Here is a 16,247-nt window from a genome sequence, read left to right on the forward strand (position 1 = left end):
AAGTATCCGATGATCATTGGAACCCGCGGCATCATCACGTTCACCGGTCGTGCCGCGCTACCGAAACACTCCACCACGCATTGCGCTGAGAGCTTCTTCCAACTCGGGTGCATACGGCGACGTGAACTCCACCCAGGTGCCCGTGCCGGGATGCTCAAAGCCAAGCCGCGTCGCGTGCAGCCACTGCCGATTCAATCCGAGCCGCGCCGACAAACTCGGGTCGGCACCATACATTTCGTCACCCACACATGGATGACCGACCGCTGCCATATGCACTCGAATCTGGTGGGTGCGCCCGGTCTCGAGCTGAATCTCAAGCAATGAGCCGCCGGCCATTGCTTCCAGCGTGCGATAGTGTGTCACGGCGTGCCGCCCGTCTTGCCGTACACCCATCTTCCACTGATGGCGGTAATCGCGGCCAATTGGCGCATCAATCGTCCCGGTACTCGGATCGGGATGTCCCTGTACAAGAGCGTGGTATACCTTGGTCACTTCTCTATCACGAAAAGCGCGCTTCAGTGCACTGTATGCACGATCAGACTTTGCGACCACCATGCATCCCGATGTACCCACATCCAGGCGATGCACAATGCCCTTGCGCTCTGCGGGTCCGGAGACCGTCAACTGTCTCCCCAATGCCAGCAAGGCGCCAAGAACATCGGGGCCGACGAAGTTCAAAGAGGGGTGGGCCGCCAATCCCGCTGGCTTGTTAACGACGACAATGTCCTCATCTTCATACACAATCGGCAGATCTGCCGGAGTCGGAACGGGCTCAATCGATGGTGGCGTCGGCACATCGATCTCGAGAGTCTGACCGGCAACAACTCGTTGCGAACGAGAGGGTGTCGCACCATCGACGCGGACCTCTCCGGCGTCAATGAGCCGAGCAACCGTACTGCGCGACATTCCGGTCATGGTCGCGAGAACCGCGTCAACCCTTCCGCCCTCCAGCCCGTCTGGAACCGGATAGTATCGACGCTCACTCATGGCGTACCTTCGACACCTCCGGCTCAGACGACCGACCGTCGTCCTCATCCGTCTGAGCGGCAGAATCGGCCTGTCTCGGCTCCGCGGAATCGAACTCGTCCGTCTTCCCAGAATCGGTTCCCTGCGGACCTGCCGTCCGCTGCCCGGCGTCGCCATCGACGTCGCTCTTGATAGTCGCCCCCGCCGCGCTGCCCTCCGGGTTCGCCTCCCCTTCCGTCAACTGGTTTGTACCGCTTGTATCCGCTGTTGTGAGCGGTGTGCCCCGCAGCATCAAAACAACAAGTGCAGCAATGCCAACCACCAGCGCAATATCGGCGACATTTCCCACGAAGAGATCACCGTAGGCAATGAAATCGACGACGTGGCCACGAGCGATCGCCGGCGGGCGGACCAAACGGTCAATGAGATTGCCTAAAGCGCCGCCCCAGACAACGCCGATAACCGCCATCCAAGCGCGCGATGTCGTCCGATATACCCAGATAGGCAGAATAATGACCACCAGCGCCGCGACAACAGTGAACACGATAGTGGCATTCTCCCCCAGAGAGAAGGCCGCACCCGGATTGTAGAGCAGGCGCAAGGACAGCGCCCGCCCCAACACCGGAATCGTGTGTCCATCGCTCAGGGTGCCTAGCGCCCATTGCTTAGTCAACTGGTCGGCGGCGACCGTGGCGATACCGCAAGCCGCGCCCAACACCCAGTACTCGCGCTTCACAATTCGGCTCCCCTAGTCCGGACGACCGGAGAACGTAATGCTAGTGTCAGTGCTGTGCACCTTCCGAGGCCGCCGAGGACTCCACATTGCTCAGCAGTGACTCGAGATAGCTCTTCAAGCGCGTACGGTAGTCGCGCTCGAAGTCGCGCAGCTCGGAGATCTTGCGCTCCAGCAGACCGCGCTCCTGCTCAAGTTGAGTGAGCGTGCGGTTGTGCTGCTCTTCGGCCTCGGCAACAATCTGCTGCCCCTTGGTAGTGGCTTCGGCGACGATGCGCTCCGACTCTGCCTTTCCGTCATTGATGTACTGATCATGCAGCTGTTGTGCCAGCGCGAGCATTCCTGTGGCCGTCTGAGCGTCGGCGCCACCGACTTGCGGTGCGAAGGACGAGGTCGACGTCGCCGAATCCGGAGCCTCCGCCTGCTGGGTCGGTACAGCGTGTTGAGCATTCTCCAACTCGGTCACGCGAGCCTCGGCGACCTTTACCTTGTTCTCAAGCTCAGCATTCGACTTCGTCAGTTGCGCAATAGTATCCGCAACCTCGTCAAGGAAGAAGTCGACCTCGTCCTGGTCATAGCCTTCCTCGTTCGGCTGCGAGTTCTTAAAGCGCATGTTGACGACATCTTGTTCCGTGAGCAGCGCCATGAGTATCCACCTCTAAGAATCCAGTTTCAACGGGACAAAGCGACCCGGCGGGCCGTTACACTATTGAGACTACCCGAGAGCCTACCAGATCGTGTGACAAATGTTCATAAAGTGATATGTGAGACTGAATGACCAGACTTCACACTCAATGTCACGTGCACAGCTGGGGCGCTATGCCATGCTCCGAAAGACCATGGAAAGAATCTGCACCCCGAAAAAGAGTACCAAGAATCCCATATCCAGCTGCACCCCTCCAAAACGAAGTGGCGGAATGTACTTGGCCAGAAGACGCAGCGGCGGATCCGTCAGCCGGTACGTGAGATTAGCCGCGACCAGGAAGAAACCCGTTGGACGCCAATCCCGTGCGGCCGTCATAACGACGTCGAAGACCACGCGGACGAAAAGCACAAAAACGTACAGGCTGCACAGTGCCGCGAGAGTGGCAAAAACCAGGTGCATCGTATTCGTCAACCAGCGTTTAGAACCGGTCAGCCTGCTCCGGTCGGTGCGTCTCCATTTTCACCGTGCGCGGCGTCATCAGCAGGACATCCCCGGAAATCTGATTGAGATGGCCGTGCAGCCCGTAGCAAACGCCAAGGGCGAAGTCAACGATGCGGTACCGGGCGGACTCCTCCGCTCCCGACAGGTTCAAGATAACCGGAAGGCCCTTACGGAACTGGTCGGCAAATCCCTGCACATCGTTGAACGTCTTCGGCCACACCGTGACGATACGAGCCAGGTCTGGCGCCGATGCCACGGACCGGATCGGCGTCACATCCGCCGCCTCTTCCTCAAGACCTTCGTCAAGGTACTCATCTTCGAAGCCCTCATCGCCATACTCGTCGTAGGCGTCGTCACTCAGTGTTGCTTTATCGACGAAGCGCTGGAACATTCCCATTGCCGGATCCTCTCACTGTGGGTCGCATGCTTCTCTCAAGCTAAGCGACGGCGGCACCAGGATTCGTGAGGCTGCCCGGGCGTGTCGCAACTTCCACAATGCCGACGAAGCGTCCGGTCACTCCACCATCGCGCCGATGCGAGAACAAAGAGGGAGCCTCAAAGGTACAGCGCCGGTCGTGCCGAATCTCGGGAACTCCCGCTCGGGCGAGCTGCGCATGAAGACCGGCTGGAATATCGATCGATGGGGTACCCCACCTCGTCTCAGCCACGCACTCCGGGCATTGCAGGGCGGCGGCATCACGCATCTGGGCGGGCACTTCATAGCACTGTCCGCAAATTGCCGGGCCTATTGTCGCGACGAGGTCCTCCACCTCGGTTAGAGCCGACAGTTCAGTGACAGCATGCATCGCAATGTCGGCAAGAAGGCCGGCGCGACCTACGTGGACAACCGCACCTACGGGAGAACTCAGTGAAAGTAGGAGAAGCGGCACACAGTCAGCCACCATGACGCATGCAGCAACTCGGTGCATACCGGACGCATCGCCTCCGCCAGGGTTTGCGAGGCTTGGAGCAAACGATTCCGCGCCGCTCACCGAAGCTTTCCGCTTGTCGCGGAAGTACACCTGTTCGGCGATGCCAAGATCGGCGAAGCTAAGAATCGCACCATCCGTGGCTGTCAACGTCCGGCCCGGTTTAACCGCGCGCCCTATGTGCTTGCCGTGGACCTGGTCCATCCAGACCGGCTCGACTCCTAGTTCTTCGGCTAGGGCACGCCTGTTCGCCGCCACAGCGTCCGGATCGTCGGCCACGTGGAACCCGAGATTCAGCCCGGCATATGGACCGCGCGAGAAGCCCCCTTGCCGGGATGTGAAACCGGCGCGAGTCACCCAGTTGTCACCGGTGATTGTCTCCGCCCAGTCAACAAGAGATTGCATGGCCTCATTCTCTCCGATTCAGCGTCACAATACGCACATGACAACCGTTGATGCCGACGGATCCATTGCCGCTGTTGGCGCGTCATGGAACACGACATGTGATATGACAATGTGCTGGTGGCCCGCGGCAATGCGCGGGCCACCCTGAAGTCAGACACCCCGTAGGGCATCCCTTCGGCGCTCGGCGCCGAAGCTTATCCTGTGCCGCCGACCGGAGCAGCCAGCGGGCACTAAATCGTCAGTTCTCCTCGAAAAGGAATGCCGGAATATCGAGGTCACCACGCCGCGAGGCCGGTTCCTCCACCGCGGGCGGAACGCTCGCGTTTCGTTCCGGTTCGGTCTGCTCGACTGTGGCGGGTTCGGCGACCGGATGGCTCGGAGTCGCTACAGCGCCGGTAACCACCGGCTGAGCCGCAGGCCCAGGTGCCGACGGCACCGGTTGGGCCGCAGGAGCGGGCGGTGCAGGCGCAGCGGCATGCGAGACCGCCGAGACCGGGGCGCTCGCCGCCACCGGGGCGGCCGAGCGAGTCATCGCCAGCAGATGATCCTCCGACTCGTCAAACCCGGCAGCAATAACCGTGACGCGGACCTCGTCTCCCAGCGCCTCGTCGATGATCTGCCCGACGATGATATTCGCGTTTGGATCAACAGACTCCTTAACCAACTTCGACGCGGCCGCAAGCTCTTGCATGGAGAAATCAGCACCGGCCTGGAAGGAGAGAAGCACCCCATGTGCCCCGTCGATGCTGGCCTCGAGCAGCGGAGAGGAGATGGCGTTCTCAGTAGCACGCATCGCACGGTCATCTCCGGATGCCGATCCGATTCCCATAAGTGCGGTACCGGCGTCTTTCATAATCGCCTTGACATCGGCGAAGTCGAGATTGACCAGCCCGGGAATAGTAATCAGGTCGGAGATACCCTTGACACCGGAACGCAGAACCTCATCAGCGAGATGGTAGGCCTCGATGACGGTCAGGCCCTTCTCGGCAATTTCCAGCAGACGATCATTCGGAATCACAATCAGTGTGTCGACGGCCTTGCGAAGTTCGCCAATGCCGGAGATCGCGTTATTGGCGCGCTGCAGTCCTTCGAATTCGAAAGGCCGAGTAACCACACCCACCGTCAAGGCCCGAGTTCCCGCGCGATGCTCGCCACAATAGGAGCGGCGCCCGTCCCGGTACCACCACCTTCTCCAGCGGTCACAAAGACCATGTCCGAGCCCTCAAGCGCAGCTCGAATCACTTCAACATTCTCCTCGGCAGCACGTTTTCCGACCGTTGGATCTGCGCCCGCCCCTAGCCCTTTGGAAACGTCTCGACCGATATCGAGTTTGGTCTCTGCTTCCGACTTGACGAGCGACTGGCCATCGGTGTTGACCGCGATGAATTCAACACCGGCCAAGCCGTCCTGGATCATTCGGTCAACGGCGTTCACACCACCGCCGCCTACGCCGATAACCTTGATATTCGCGGCGTTGTTCAGAGCGGGCATTGCCCCATCCTTTCCGACCTCAACTAGTACTTGAGGTTTTCCGTGTCTGACTTCGCGGAAAAGGTAGAGGCATGGGAAAGTTGGTGCAATCACCTGGCCGGGCGTGTCGCAAGATTCTCATCCGCTCAACGCGTCTTTGCATGGAATACGCAGCTGAAATGTGCCCACACTCGGCGCGGAGACGGGATGCCTACCCACGCCAGAGCAAACCCCGCAATGCCGTATCAATCCCGCAATGCTCAGTCGCTTGTCATGGGCGAGAGAGGAACCGAGACATCGTAGTGCGAGGCAGTTGTCGTATTCTTCATCAGCATGCCGAGCACCTGGGCCTTCAGCTCATTATCCTCACCATCACCCCACAGTACGGTCGCGCCGTCGGTCAATGTGAGCGTCACTTGATCGGCCGAGCTCACCGACACACTCGCAACCCGCCCCCGTGTCTCCGAATCGAGAGCACCAAGAACATCGATCATGAGAGTCGCTACATTTCCGGCCTCGTTCTGCCCAGACGGCAGTGTCAAGCGCGGCAGGGCATCAGCGCTGTCGGCGGGAAGATCAAGATGGACTCCTTCTGCGTCTATCGCCACGCACGCGCCATCAACCATGAGGCAGGCAACGGGTTCCCGTAAGGTCACGCGAACCCGCAGCGTATGCGGGAAGTCACGAGTTACTGTTGCATCCCGAACAAGGGGGATCGTGTTTGTGAGGTGATCCTCCACCTCACCCGCGCGCAGGCGCAGCAAAGAGGTGCCGTCGTAGGCCGAAAGAGATTCCTTCACCTGCTCTTCGGTCACGGCCGAGTCCTCGCCAATGCCAGACACCGTCACGTTGCGGCAGGCGAGCAAAGGCGAGAAAAACAACACCCAGCCCAGCAGAACAACCATGCCAAAAGCACCGGCGCCAATACCGGCTCGTTTCACCCGGCGCCTATGCGTCTCGGCAGCCCGCTCACGCCGTCGTTCCGAGAGTTCATCCGCTGATGCCCTCGTGGAGCGAGGAAGACGCGAGAGAATGCCGCGCCTGGCAGGTTTCTGATCGTCGCTCGTATGACTGACCGACACTGTGCTGTCAGGCTCCGAGTCAGTGGCCGTCGCCCGTCGCAGGCCACCCACGAGGGCCGAGCCACCCGCCTTAGTGCGTCGCGCCGGTGAACCTCCCGCGCGCAGCCGCCCCCTATCCTTCACATTCGTGTGGCTGCCGGGCGCTACCTGCTCGTCAAGATCTACCACATCCGCAGGCAAATCCGTCGCTTCATCGGGGCTTAATGCAGCGGTTGGAACCGAGTCCTGCTCTGGGGAAGCGTTCTGTTCCCCGCGGGCCGACTGCCTCCCGGTCGCAGTGAGTCTCTCCGGGCGACGTGGAACATGTGGTTGCCTCATGGGGCGCCGATCCTGTCTAGTATGACTGCAGCTAACTCGGTTACGTCGCCGGCACCGACGGTCAGGACCAAATCTCCGGGCTCGGCCGCATCCGCGATCACGTACGCCGCCTCCATCCTGTCAGGGATAAAACGCCTCTTCCCGGCCATCTGATCCGTGATGAGGAATCCGTCAACGTCGGGAACCGGATCTTCCCGTGCACCGTAGACGGAGGTCACGACGACGTCGTCCGCCAAAGTCAACGCCTCCGCAAAGCGCGCTGCGAAACGCTCGGTGCGGGAGTAGAGATGCGGTTGGAATAACACCCGGACCGCTCCCCGGCCCGCGCGGCGCCGCGCTGCTCGCATCGTCGCTGCCACTTCCGTTGGATGGTGCGCGTAATCGTCGATCACAGTAACTCCATGGGCGGCCCCGCGCACCTCGAACCGTCGGCTCGTCCCTTGGAAATGCCCGAGTGCTGCGGCCATGTCCTGCCGGGCAGCTCCCAGCTCTACTCCAGCCGCCCAAGCAGCGGCGGCGTTGAGCAAGTTGTGTTCACCCGGTACTGCTAGGCCAAGGCGTATTGCACCGCGCCCGTCATCCAGGACCGCTGCGTTGGTTATGAATGAACTCGCAGCCCGGTGCTCCTCGTTATCCAGCCTCTGGAGAGTCGGCCCGTCGGCCGCACCGGTGACTCTCACGTGTCCACAGGCCCCAAGTACCCCCTCGCCGACGCCGTATGTCAACACCCTTTTGCCCTCGCCAATGGCCACACGAGCCAAACGGGTCGCTCCGTCGTCGTCGGCGCAGGCTATGAGCAGTCCTCCGGGCACCAGCCGTCGCGAGAACTCAGCGAAAGCCTCCTCGAATGCCTCGCGAGTGCCGTAGTGGTCGAGATGATCGGGCTCCACATTCGTGACAATCGCAATTCGCGGAGCATAGTTCAAGAAAGACGCATCCGATTCGTCTGCCTCCGCCACCAACACCGAGCCGGAACCAAGGTGGCCTCCCGCTCCAAGACCGGTGATGGACGAGCCGATCGCCCATGAAGGCTCATAACCCAAGTGCTGCAGGCAAAAGGCGAGCATGGCCGACGTCGTTGTTTTACCGTGAGCACCGGCAACTGCCACGAAATCCCTGCCCGAGGCCGCCAGGGCAAGCGCCTGGGAGCGGTGGATGACTCGCTGCCCCCGGGCGCGTGCGGTAGCAAGCTCCGGGTTCGAATCCCGAATCGCAGAAGAAACTACAACAATGCCATCGGCCGGCACAGCAGCAGCTTCATGGCCGATATTCACCGTCAGCCCCAACCCTCGGATATGCCTCGTCGCAGCGGACTCGCGGGCGTCAGAACCCGAAACAACGGCTCCCTGGGCTGCCAATAGTTCAGCTAGTACGGACATTCCCGCGCCGCCGATCCCAATCAGGTAAAACCGTGTTCCCTGCAGTGTGTTATCGGCGTTAGCTCCGGTGCCATGGTCCAGATTCGTCTCCTCACCGTTCGCCGTCATATGCTTCTCCCACATCCGCAATGATCTGTGCGAGGCGTCCGGCCCCGTCCAAAGGACTCGTTTCACGTGCTGCGGCACCCATAGCGTCCAGCCGGTTCTTATCGGCCACAAGTGCAAGCACATCGTGAATAAAACGCTCTACGGTGAACTCTCGATCATTGATTAGCTTGGCACCACCAGCCGCCACCAGATCTGAAGCGTTGCGTGCCTGCTCGCCATTGCCAACCGCCAGCGGCACAAAAACCGCCGGAAGTCCGAGAGCTCCTAGTTCTGCGACCGTACCCGCCCCGGAGCGGCAGAGTACCAGATCTGCGGCAGCATACGCATCCTCCATCTCTGCCAGATAATCGAGCACGACGTAGTTACTCTTATCGGCGACGGCCTGCCGCACCGGTCCGTCCTTCCCGCGCCCGGTCAAATGCAACACCTGAATATCGGCGGCGGTAATGGCGTCAAGGGCTGCGGTCACCACCTCGTTAAGATGTTGAGCTCCCAAAGAGCCTCCGGTAACGACTAGGGTGGCTCGAGTTGGGTCCAGGCCGAGCCTTTGGGCCGCACGCGTCCGCCCCGCACCAGTTTGCATAGCGCGCTGCGCGGCGAGGGTGGCGATGGCGGGGCGAAGTGGCAGTCCAACGGTCTGTGTCACCCCACGCCGCGCGCGCAGCGGCGTGGACGGAAATGTCAAGGCAACAGCGTGCGCAAAGCGCGCGCCATAGCGATTCGCCAGGCCCGGTTTGGCATTCTGTTCGTGGATGACCACGGGGATACCACGCCTCTTGGCCGCCGCATACACCGGCGTCGAGGCGAAACCGCCGAAGCCAACCGCAACCGACACACCGTCGAGGACGTCCTCCGCCTGCGAAATTGCGCGCCGAAAACGCGCCGGGAACGTCAGAGCCGCCCTTCCCGGACGACGCGGAAACGGAACCCGCTCAATGGCAAAAAGCTCAAAGCCGGCCGTCGGCACAAGATCCTTCTCGAGACCGTCCGCAGTTCCAACCGCACGAACGTCCAGCCCCATCTCCCGCAACGTCAGCGCCGTAGCCAACAGCGGGTTGACATGCCCGGCGGTGCCTCCACCGGCCAAAATAATGCTAGTCATGAGAGCCTCTCTTCAGAACAGCACGGGCACGATGGGCGATATTGCGTTGTGGCCGCAAGGAACTTCGCACGCCGGGAACCGCCAACGTGCAGGACAGGCCGACCCCCACGGCAAGCAGACAGGCCACTACTGCCGATCCGCCCTGCGATATGAAGGGAAGCGGCACGCCGAACACCGGCAACACGCCCGTGACGACCAACATATTAGCCAGCGCTTGGCCACACAGCCAGATCGCAACGCCACCGCATGCCAGCCGCGCGAAACGCGCCGGATGGTGTACACAGATACGCAGGAGACCCCATCCAAGCAACATGAACATCGCTACCACAACTAGGCAGCCGCCCATGCCGAGTTCTTCACCGACGACGGCGAAGATGAAGTCGTTTTGCGCCTCCGCCAAGTTGCCAGGCCATTTCTCAGCCCCGGTTCCCAGACCGGACCCACCGACACCACCCGACCCGAAGGCCCATAAGGCGAAATCCGCCTGGCTGGGATTGAGACCGTCAGGCAATGAGAACAGGTTGCTCAAGTAGTCGGATACGCGCGCCAAACGGTCGGGTTTGGCCGCCACCAGTACTGAGGCGAGAAGAACGGCGGCACCCGCCACACCCCAGAAGTACTTCCCCGGCGCTCCCGCGAGCCAAAACATACCCACGCAGATCAGGGCGACGACCATAGCCGTTCCCATGTCGCCACCCAAAAGCACGGCACTGATAGCACCAGCCGCCGAGGCAGTTGCTGGCCACGCCAGGTTACGCAGCTCAATCCTCTCCGGGAGCAGGCGAGCGAGCGCGGCGGCCAGCCACACAATAGTCGCCAGTTTCAGAAACTCCGAAGGCTGTACCGAGAAGTTTCCGAAACGTAACCAGTTCGTGTTGCCCGCCACCGTATGTCCCAGTGGCGTACGCACCAACAACTGGAGCAGAATCCCCATCGCAAAGATGGGCAGAGCGAGCCTCTCATACAACCGCATCGGCACGAACGCGGCCAGAACGCCGATAACCAGGCCCCCTACCGCGTAGACGAGCTGACTGACCGCAGTCGCGAAAGTGTTTGAGGTGCCGTTGAGCCGCGCATAGTGAATTGCCGATGGCGCCGTGGCCGAAAAGACCATGACCACGCCCAGCACAAGCAGCACACCTGTTGCCACGACAATCGTGATGATCGCCTGCCGCATAACGCCCGTCTGCTGTTCCTCAGCCATGTAGCTCCCGAGCCGCTGTGGCAAAGAGTTCGCCGCGTTGCGCATAGGAGGAGAACTGGTCCAGGGAAGCGCAAGCGGGTGCCAACAGGACGGTGCCCCATCCCGCCGCCAGCTGTTGCGCTGCCTTCACGGCCTGCTCCATCGGATCACGCGCGTCTGGCGCAATCCATACCACCGGTATGTCAATACCATCTAGCGCCTGCCGCCACGGCTCCTGGTCGACGCCTATAACAACGACACTCCGTAGTTTGCCGCGTTGGCTGGCCACTAACTCGTCGAACTGCGCACCTTTCGCCTGACCGCCTACGATCCATACCACGCTCCGGTCTTCCTGGGCTTGCAGCGAAGCGCGAGCCGCATGGGCATTAGTGGCCTTCGAGTCATCCACGTAACGCACACCATCCACGCTGTTGACTAGTTCAAGTCGATGCCCACCAGAGGAGAAATCACGCAAAGCATCCCGAATCACGCCTGGCTCCACGCCCGCTGCTCGTGCCAGGGACGCGGCGGCGATAGCATCGCGCAGAATATGCTCCGGAAGAGCAGCCCCCGCCGACGCCAAATGCGCGATATCGGCGATCTCGAACAGCTCAATTCCTTCGGTCCACCGCTTCTTACCGAAGGCGCGATCAACCACAATGCCATCGACAACTCCGATCATCCCCACGGCAGGAAGACCTGGTGTCATCCCAATGGCACGTGCCCCCTCGATAACGTCGGCCTCGTCAACCATCTCTTGCACGACGGCGTCGTCGGCCGGGTACAGACACGCCTGTTGTGTGTGCTCGTAGATGCGCGCCTTGGCATTGCGATATGCGGTGCGGCTGCCATGCCATTCCAAATGGTCATCGGCGAGATTGAGACACACCGACGCCAGCGGCGACATGGCGTGGGTTGTACGCAATTGGAAGGATGACAGTTCGAGGGCAAAGGCCTGCGGCGCCTCCTCATCGGTACGGGAAGTCTCGCAAACAGCCGGATTGCCGACGTTACCGATCGCTCTGCCCCCAGCCCTGCGCGGTCGAGGATTGCGGCCGTCATCGATACGGTCGTCGTCTTCCCATTTGTTCCCGTCACACACAGCCACGGGGCGTACCAGCCCCCTCGTCAACCGCCCGCAGCTGCCAGGCCAGTTCGATCTCACTACACAGCTGCACGCCGGTGGAAAACAACGGGGATATCTCAGCGATAGCCGGAGCGGGCACGATGATATCCGGTTGCCAGGTCAGCACCTTGTCAGCCAGATGGGAGGGATCCTGATGGCTTCCGGCCGTATCCAATGGCAGCGCTGCAACGCCGGCCAAAGACGAGATATCCGCATCCCAGGCGCTGACGATCGCTCCTGTCAAGGCCGTCAACGCTTGCAGGCTCGCCTGGCCAGATTTGCCCAGCCCGACCACCGCGACCCGTTTGCCGTCGAACTGAGCCGCCCCCGGGTTCGTTAAGCTCATTGTTGCGCCAACCATTCCGTGTAGAACAGCCCGATTCCGCCGCCCATCAACAACGCTTCGATCACCCAGAAACGCACGACGACGGTCACCTCATTCCAGCCTTTCAGTTCAAAATGATGGTGTAGGGGCGCCATGCGCAGGACCCGCCGCCCGGTTAACTTGAAGAAACCGACCTGCAGCACATCCGAGCAGACTTCGATAACGAAAAGACCGCCGATGAGCACCGCAAGGACTTCGGTATGCGTAAGAATAGACAAGCCGGCAAAGGCACCTCCCAGCGCCAGCGAACCGGTGTCGCCCATAAAGATCTGTGCCGGAGATGTGTTCCACCAGAGAAAGCCGAAACACGCGCCCATAATGGCGACGCAGATAATGGAGAGGTCTCGCGGGTCACGGACCTGATAGCAGCCCGGTGTGGCACCGAGTACGCCCTGACAGGCCTGGTTGCTCTGCCAAATGGTGATCACTGTATATGCGCCGAAGGCGATCATCGACGCGCCGGTGGCGAGGCCATCCAAACCGTCGGTGAGATTCACGGCGTTGGTCCACGCCGTAATGAGGAAATTCGCCCAAAGGATGAAGAGGATAATGCCCACTACTCCCCCGGCAAAGGCCAAGGTGAGCCCCGTGTCGCGTATGAACGAGATATTCATCGTGGCCGGCGGACGATTGTTCTTATCCCGGAACTGCAGTACCAGCACCGCGAAGATGATTCCGACGGCGCCCTGTCCGATGATCTTGAGAATCGGGGTCAGCCCGAGGGATTGGCGGTGACGTATCTTCGCGAAGTCGTCGAGAAAGCCCACGAAGCCCGTCCCCACCATGAGGAAGAGCAGTAGCAGTGCCGAGGCACTTGGACCGCGCCCCATGACGAGCAGTGCCACCCCGTAACCTATCACCGTGGCCAGGATAATGATCAGGCCGCCCATTGTCGGGGTCCCGCGCTTGGTGAAATGACTCGTCGGGCCGTCCTGCCGCACAAACTGGCCGAATTGGTGGGCCACCAACAGTCGGATAAGCAGCGGAGTTCCCAGAAGGGTGACGAACAGTGAAACCGCGAGGGCAATGAGAATAGCAAGCATCAGCCGTGCTCCTCTCGCAACACGTCCGCTAGCTTCCACACGCCGGAGCCGTGTGATCCCTTGAGTAAAACGACATCACCGTGACTGAGCAGGGCATGAAGCACTGCCAGTGCAGCATCGGTATCCTCAACGTCGTAGACGGTGATTCCTTCACGGGTGGCCGCTGACGATAGCGCCTTCGTACCGTTTCCGACGCAAACCAGAATCTCCACTCCGCATTCGCGCGCAACCGCTCCCAGAGCCTCATGTTCCGCTGCGGAAGACTCACCTAGCTCCAGCATGGTCCCCAGGACGGCGATCTTCCGACGCCCCTCTCCCAGCCGAGCCAACCCGGCCAGGCCGGCGCGCATGGAATCCGGGTTCGCATTGTACGAGTCATCAATCAACAAAAGCCCGTTGGTTTCGAACACGTCCATTCGATGCGGGCTTGCCGCGCCTACGCCGCTGAGTACCCGCGCCACCTGTGCGAGAGGAACGCCGATTACCAGCGAGAGCGCTGCGGCAGCGAGTGCATTGGCGACCTGGTGTTCGCCCACCAGCCGTAGTGAGACCGGGGCGCTTCCCCATGGAGTGACCAGAGTGAAACTGGCACGCCCCGCGGAGTCGATACGGATATCGCTAGCCGTAACATCACCGCTACCGGTAACTGAGAAGGTCGTGACGGGGCCTTCAGCCAGCGTCGCCATGGCTGCAACGCGCTCATCGTCGGCATTGAGCACGATATTGCCCCCGGGGCGTGTCCCGGTGACGAGTTCCGCCTTCGCACGAGCGACATTCTCAATCCCGCCGAACTCGCCCAGGTGGGCCCGTGCTACAACGAGAACGGCTGCGGCATCGGGCTGAGCGATCGAGGTGAGGTAGTCGATGTTTCCGATGTGATCGGCCCCCATCTCCAACACCAAAGTGGCGGTTGATGCATCGGCCCGCAACACGGTCAGCGGCAATCCAAGTTCATTGTTGAAGGAACCCGGAGGAGCAATGATCGGGCCGCGATCAGCCAGTGTGGCAGCCAGGAGGTCTTTCGTGGTTGTTTTGCCCACGGATCCCGTCACGGCCACAACCTTAAGATCGGGATGCCCCTCACGCCGCAGGCGTCGCAGATTGGCTCGAGCCAGCAGGCCAATGGCTGTGGGCACGTCATCGACTTCGATAACGCGCTGCGGATCGGCACCAGAGGCGAGCGCCACCTCTTGGTTCGAGGTGATGACAGCCGCCGCACCGGCTGCGAGCGCCCGGCCCGCCAGGGTGGCGCCGTTAATCCGCTCACCTTGGATTGCGGCGAAGACCTCACCCCTGTAATCACGCGGGTGTCAGTTACCAATGTGTCCACCGTAATCTCGGAATCGGCTGTTGCCATGCGACCTTCACAGCTTGCGGCCAACTCCCCAGCGTGACGGGGATCATTCACTTTCCTCCTGCGCTCTGAGTGCCAGTACTCGCCGTGCTTCGGCGCGGTCGTCAAGCTGAATGAGCTCACCGCCGACATCCTGGATCGTCTCGTGTCCTCGCCCGGCAAGAAGAATCGTATCGTGCACCGAGGCGTCAAGGATGGATTGACGTATCGCTTCCGCACGATTCGCAATTTCTTTCACAGGCGTCTTATGCCGTCGTGTTCCCTCTAGGACGGCGGCGCGGATGGCGGCCGGGTCCTCCCCGTGCGGGTCGTCGTCGGTGATAACCACCGCGTCGGCGTATCGCGCCACGGCCTCACCCATTGCGGGCCGCTTCGCCTGATCACGTTCCCCCGCGGCACCGGTCAAAACGATAAGCCTCCCGCGCGTACTCGGTCGAAGAGCCTGCATTGCTTTGACGAGCGCGTCCGTATTGTGCGCGAAATCGACGACGACGCGCGGACGCGTGGAGATCACCTCCATCCTGCCCGGCACTACCGGGGCGATAATACCCAGTGACGCGACATCATTGATCGCAAGGCCTCCCGCGAGGGCCATTGTCGCCGCTAATGCGGCATTGGCGATGTTGAAGTCGCCCGGCAGCGAGGTCTTCACCTCGAAACTGTCGCCCTCGGTGGAGGTGAGGCGTCCAGCCGAGAATTGCCAACCCTGCATCCCCGCCGGGAGCTCACTCTTGATGGCAAGCGCAACGACATCGATGTCATCAGCGCATTCGCGCACCAGGCGGCGTCCCCAGTCATCATCCACGACCACGACGGCGCGACGAGCACGTTCGGGCGTAAATAGCGATGCCTTTGCGGCAAAGTACTCCTCCATCGTGTGATGGAAATCAAGATGGTCCTGCGTCAGGTTGGTGTAACCGGCGACGTCGTAGCAGATGGGGTCGGTCCTACCCTGGACTAGGGCATGTGACGACGTTTCCATCACCAGGTCCGTCCCTCCACGCCGCACGAGTTCGGCAAGAAAACCTTGCAGCTCAGTCGGCATCGGCGTCGTGAGCGACGCGGGGATGTCTTCCCCGCAATCCGCAATGCGACGGTTCCAATGAGTCCAGTCTTCCGCTCCAGGCGCGACAGGATGTGCTCCAGCATGAATGCTGTCGTTGTCTTTCCGTTCGTTCCGGTGACTGCGAACGTCGTGAGTTTATCTGCGGGATGGCCGTATATCTGCGCGGCGACGGCACCCAGATGGGCGGCGACGTCGTCGATCACGACTAGAGGGCCATCACCCGCCAGTGCCGAACCTTCCGAATCTGTCAGTACTGCCGCTGCACCGGCGGCGCGGGCCTGCGCTGAAAACCGCGCACCGTGTATATGTAAGCCGGGCACACCGGCGAAAAGGTCACCCGGTCGCACCGTTCGATTGTCCGCGCATACTCCCGTGACCAAGGCGTCGCCGCGGGAACGACCACCTAATTCCGAAATGCTCACGGGCGCCGCAATTGGGCGCGGTAGGCCCG

16 protein-coding genes and 1 pseudogene are annotated in these 16,247 nt (G+C 61.3%); all 17 read right to left on the bottom strand.

Features of this window, described 5'->3' with window-relative positions; translation table 11 throughout:
* Positions 1 to 57: 57 nt before the first annotated feature.
* Positions 58 to 987 carry an RluA family pseudouridine synthase gene (locus DDD63_RS07285; protein WP_108715817.1) on the bottom strand — a complete coding sequence of 310 codons (930 nt, stop codon included), beginning with the start codon at positions 985 to 987 and terminating at the stop codon, positions 58 to 60.
* Positions 980 to 1,702, bottom strand: coding sequence for a signal peptidase II (gene lspA / locus DDD63_RS07290; RefSeq protein ID WP_240611208.1), 723 nt, complete (start codon positions 1,700 to 1,702; stop codon positions 980 to 982). The genes DDD63_RS07285 and lspA overlap by 8 nt, the downstream gene beginning before the upstream one ends.
* Before the next feature lie 46 nt (positions 1,703 to 1,748).
* Positions 1,749 to 2,345, bottom strand: a complete 597-nt coding sequence (locus tag DDD63_RS07295) for a DivIVA domain-containing protein (protein ID WP_108715818.1) — start codon at positions 2,343 to 2,345, stop codon at positions 1,749 to 1,751.
* Between the two features lie 171 nt (positions 2,346 to 2,516).
* Entirely contained in the window at positions 2,517 to 2,804 is a 288-nt protein-coding gene (locus DDD63_RS07300; protein WP_108715819.1) for a YggT family protein, read from the bottom strand.
* 19 nt (positions 2,805 to 2,823) lie between these two features.
* Positions 2,824 to 3,243 carry a cell division protein SepF gene (locus DDD63_RS07305; protein WP_108715820.1) on the bottom strand — a complete coding sequence of 140 codons (420 nt, stop codon included), beginning with the start codon at positions 3,241 to 3,243 and terminating at the stop codon, positions 2,824 to 2,826.
* A gap of 40 nt (positions 3,244 to 3,283) precedes the next feature.
* Positions 3,284 to 4,180 carry a polyphenol oxidase family protein gene (locus tag DDD63_RS07310; RefSeq protein ID WP_108715821.1) on the bottom strand — a complete coding sequence of 299 codons (897 nt, stop codon included), beginning with the start codon at positions 4,178 to 4,180 and terminating at the stop codon, positions 3,284 to 3,286.
* Positions 4,181 to 4,418: 238 nt separating this feature from the next.
* Positions 4,419 to 5,671, bottom strand: a pseudogene (gene ftsZ / locus DDD63_RS07315) (cell division protein FtsZ).
* Between the two features lie 239 nt (positions 5,672 to 5,910).
* Positions 5,911 to 7,050 (bottom strand): FtsQ-type POTRA domain-containing protein, encoded by a 1,140-nt coding sequence (locus DDD63_RS07320; protein WP_108715822.1) that lies wholly within the window; start codon positions 7,048 to 7,050, stop codon positions 5,911 to 5,913.
* Entirely contained in the window at positions 7,047 to 8,537 is a 1,491-nt protein-coding gene (gene murC, locus DDD63_RS07325; RefSeq protein ID WP_108715823.1) for a UDP-N-acetylmuramate--L-alanine ligase, read from the bottom strand. Before murC ends, DDD63_RS07320 begins: the two co-directional genes overlap by 4 nt.
* On the bottom strand, positions 8,521 to 9,639 hold the full coding sequence (gene murG / locus DDD63_RS07330; RefSeq protein ID WP_108715824.1) for an undecaprenyldiphospho-muramoylpentapeptide beta-N-acetylglucosaminyltransferase: 1,119 nt from the start codon (positions 9,637 to 9,639) through the stop codon (positions 8,521 to 8,523). The genes murC and murG overlap by 17 nt, the downstream gene beginning before the upstream one ends.
* Positions 9,632 to 10,843, bottom strand: coding sequence for an FtsW/RodA/SpoVE family cell cycle protein (locus tag DDD63_RS07335; protein ID WP_108715825.1), 1,212 nt, complete (start codon positions 10,841 to 10,843; stop codon positions 9,632 to 9,634). Before DDD63_RS07335 ends, murG begins: the two co-directional genes overlap by 8 nt.
* Positions 10,836 to 11,888 carry a UDP-N-acetylmuramoyl-L-alanine--D-glutamate ligase gene (murD, locus tag DDD63_RS07340; protein WP_276308105.1) on the bottom strand — a complete coding sequence of 351 codons (1,053 nt, stop codon included), beginning with the start codon at positions 11,886 to 11,888 and terminating at the stop codon, positions 10,836 to 10,838. Before murD ends, DDD63_RS07335 begins: the two co-directional genes overlap by 8 nt.
* Positions 11,889 to 11,916: 28 nt before the next feature.
* Complete coding sequence (locus DDD63_RS12885; RefSeq protein ID WP_240611209.1) at positions 11,917 to 12,294, bottom strand: hypothetical protein; 378 nt, start codon at positions 12,292 to 12,294, stop codon at positions 11,917 to 11,919.
* Entirely contained in the window at positions 12,291 to 13,376 is a 1,086-nt protein-coding gene (gene mraY, locus DDD63_RS07345; RefSeq protein ID WP_108715826.1) for a phospho-N-acetylmuramoyl-pentapeptide-transferase, read from the bottom strand. Before mraY ends, DDD63_RS12885 begins: the two co-directional genes overlap by 4 nt.
* A complete protein-coding gene (gene murF, locus DDD63_RS07350; protein ID WP_346426248.1) occupies positions 13,376 to 14,650 on the bottom strand; it encodes a UDP-N-acetylmuramoyl-tripeptide--D-alanyl-D-alanine ligase in 1,275 nt (424 codons plus the stop codon). The genes mraY and murF overlap by 1 nt, the downstream gene beginning before the upstream one ends.
* Before the next feature lie 126 nt (positions 14,651 to 14,776).
* The gene (gene murE / locus DDD63_RS07355) at positions 14,777 to 15,775 is read right to left on the bottom strand and encodes a UDP-N-acetylmuramyl-tripeptide synthetase (RefSeq protein ID WP_276308071.1); all 999 of its coding nucleotides are present in this window, start codon (positions 15,773 to 15,775) and stop codon (positions 14,777 to 14,779) included.
* Entirely contained in the window at positions 15,712 to 16,218 is a 507-nt protein-coding gene (locus tag DDD63_RS13190; protein WP_276308072.1) for a Mur ligase domain-containing protein, read from the bottom strand. The genes murE and DDD63_RS13190 overlap by 64 nt, the downstream gene beginning before the upstream one ends.
* Positions 16,219 to 16,247: the final 29 nt, after the last annotated feature.

Origin of the sequence: Actinobaculum sp. 313 (assembly GCF_003073475.1) — a bacterium.
In the GTDB taxonomy this organism is placed as follows: Bacteria; Actinomycetota; Actinomycetes; order Actinomycetales; family Actinomycetaceae; genus Asp313.

Bases quoted from the DNA above. Each gene is read 5' to 3' on its own strand.
- DDD63_RS07285 (WP_108715817.1), bottom strand. From the start codon at position 987: ATGAGTGAGCGTCGATACTATCCGGTTCCAGACGGGCTGGAGGGCGGA.
- DDD63_RS07295 (WP_108715818.1), bottom strand. From the start codon at position 2,345: ATGGCGCTGCTCACGGAACAAGATGTCGTCAACATGCGCTTTAAGAAC.
- DDD63_RS07300 (WP_108715819.1), bottom strand. From the start codon at position 2,804: ATGCACCTGGTTTTTGCCACTCTCGCGGCACTGTGCAGCCTGTACGTT.
- DDD63_RS07305 (WP_108715820.1), bottom strand. From the start codon at position 3,243: ATGGGAATGTTCCAGCGCTTCGTCGATAAAGCAACACTGAGTGACGAC.
- DDD63_RS07310 (WP_108715821.1), bottom strand. From the start codon at position 4,180: ATGCAATCTCTTGTTGACTGGGCGGAGACAATCACCGGTGACAACTGG.
- DDD63_RS07320 (WP_108715822.1), bottom strand. From the start codon at position 7,050: ATGAGGCAACCACATGTTCCACGTCGCCCGGAGAGACTCACTGCGACC.
- murC (WP_108715823.1), bottom strand. From the start codon at position 8,537: ATGACGGCGAACGGTGAGGAGACGAATCTGGACCATGGCACCGGAGCT.
- murG (WP_108715824.1), bottom strand. From the start codon at position 9,639: ATGACTAGCATTATTTTGGCCGGTGGAGGCACCGCCGGGCATGTCAAC.
- DDD63_RS07335 (WP_108715825.1), bottom strand. From the start codon at position 10,843: ATGGCTGAGGAACAGCAGACGGGCGTTATGCGGCAGGCGATCATCACG.
- DDD63_RS12885 (WP_240611209.1), bottom strand. From the start codon at position 12,294: ATGAGCTTAACGAACCCGGGGGCGGCTCAGTTCGACGGCAAACGGGTC.
- mraY (WP_108715826.1), bottom strand. From the start codon at position 13,376: ATGCTTGCTATTCTCATTGCCCTCGCGGTTTCACTGTTCGTCACCCTT.
- murE (WP_276308071.1), bottom strand. From the start codon at position 15,775: ATGCCGACTGAGCTGCAAGGTTTTCTTGCCGAACTCGTGCGGCGTGGA.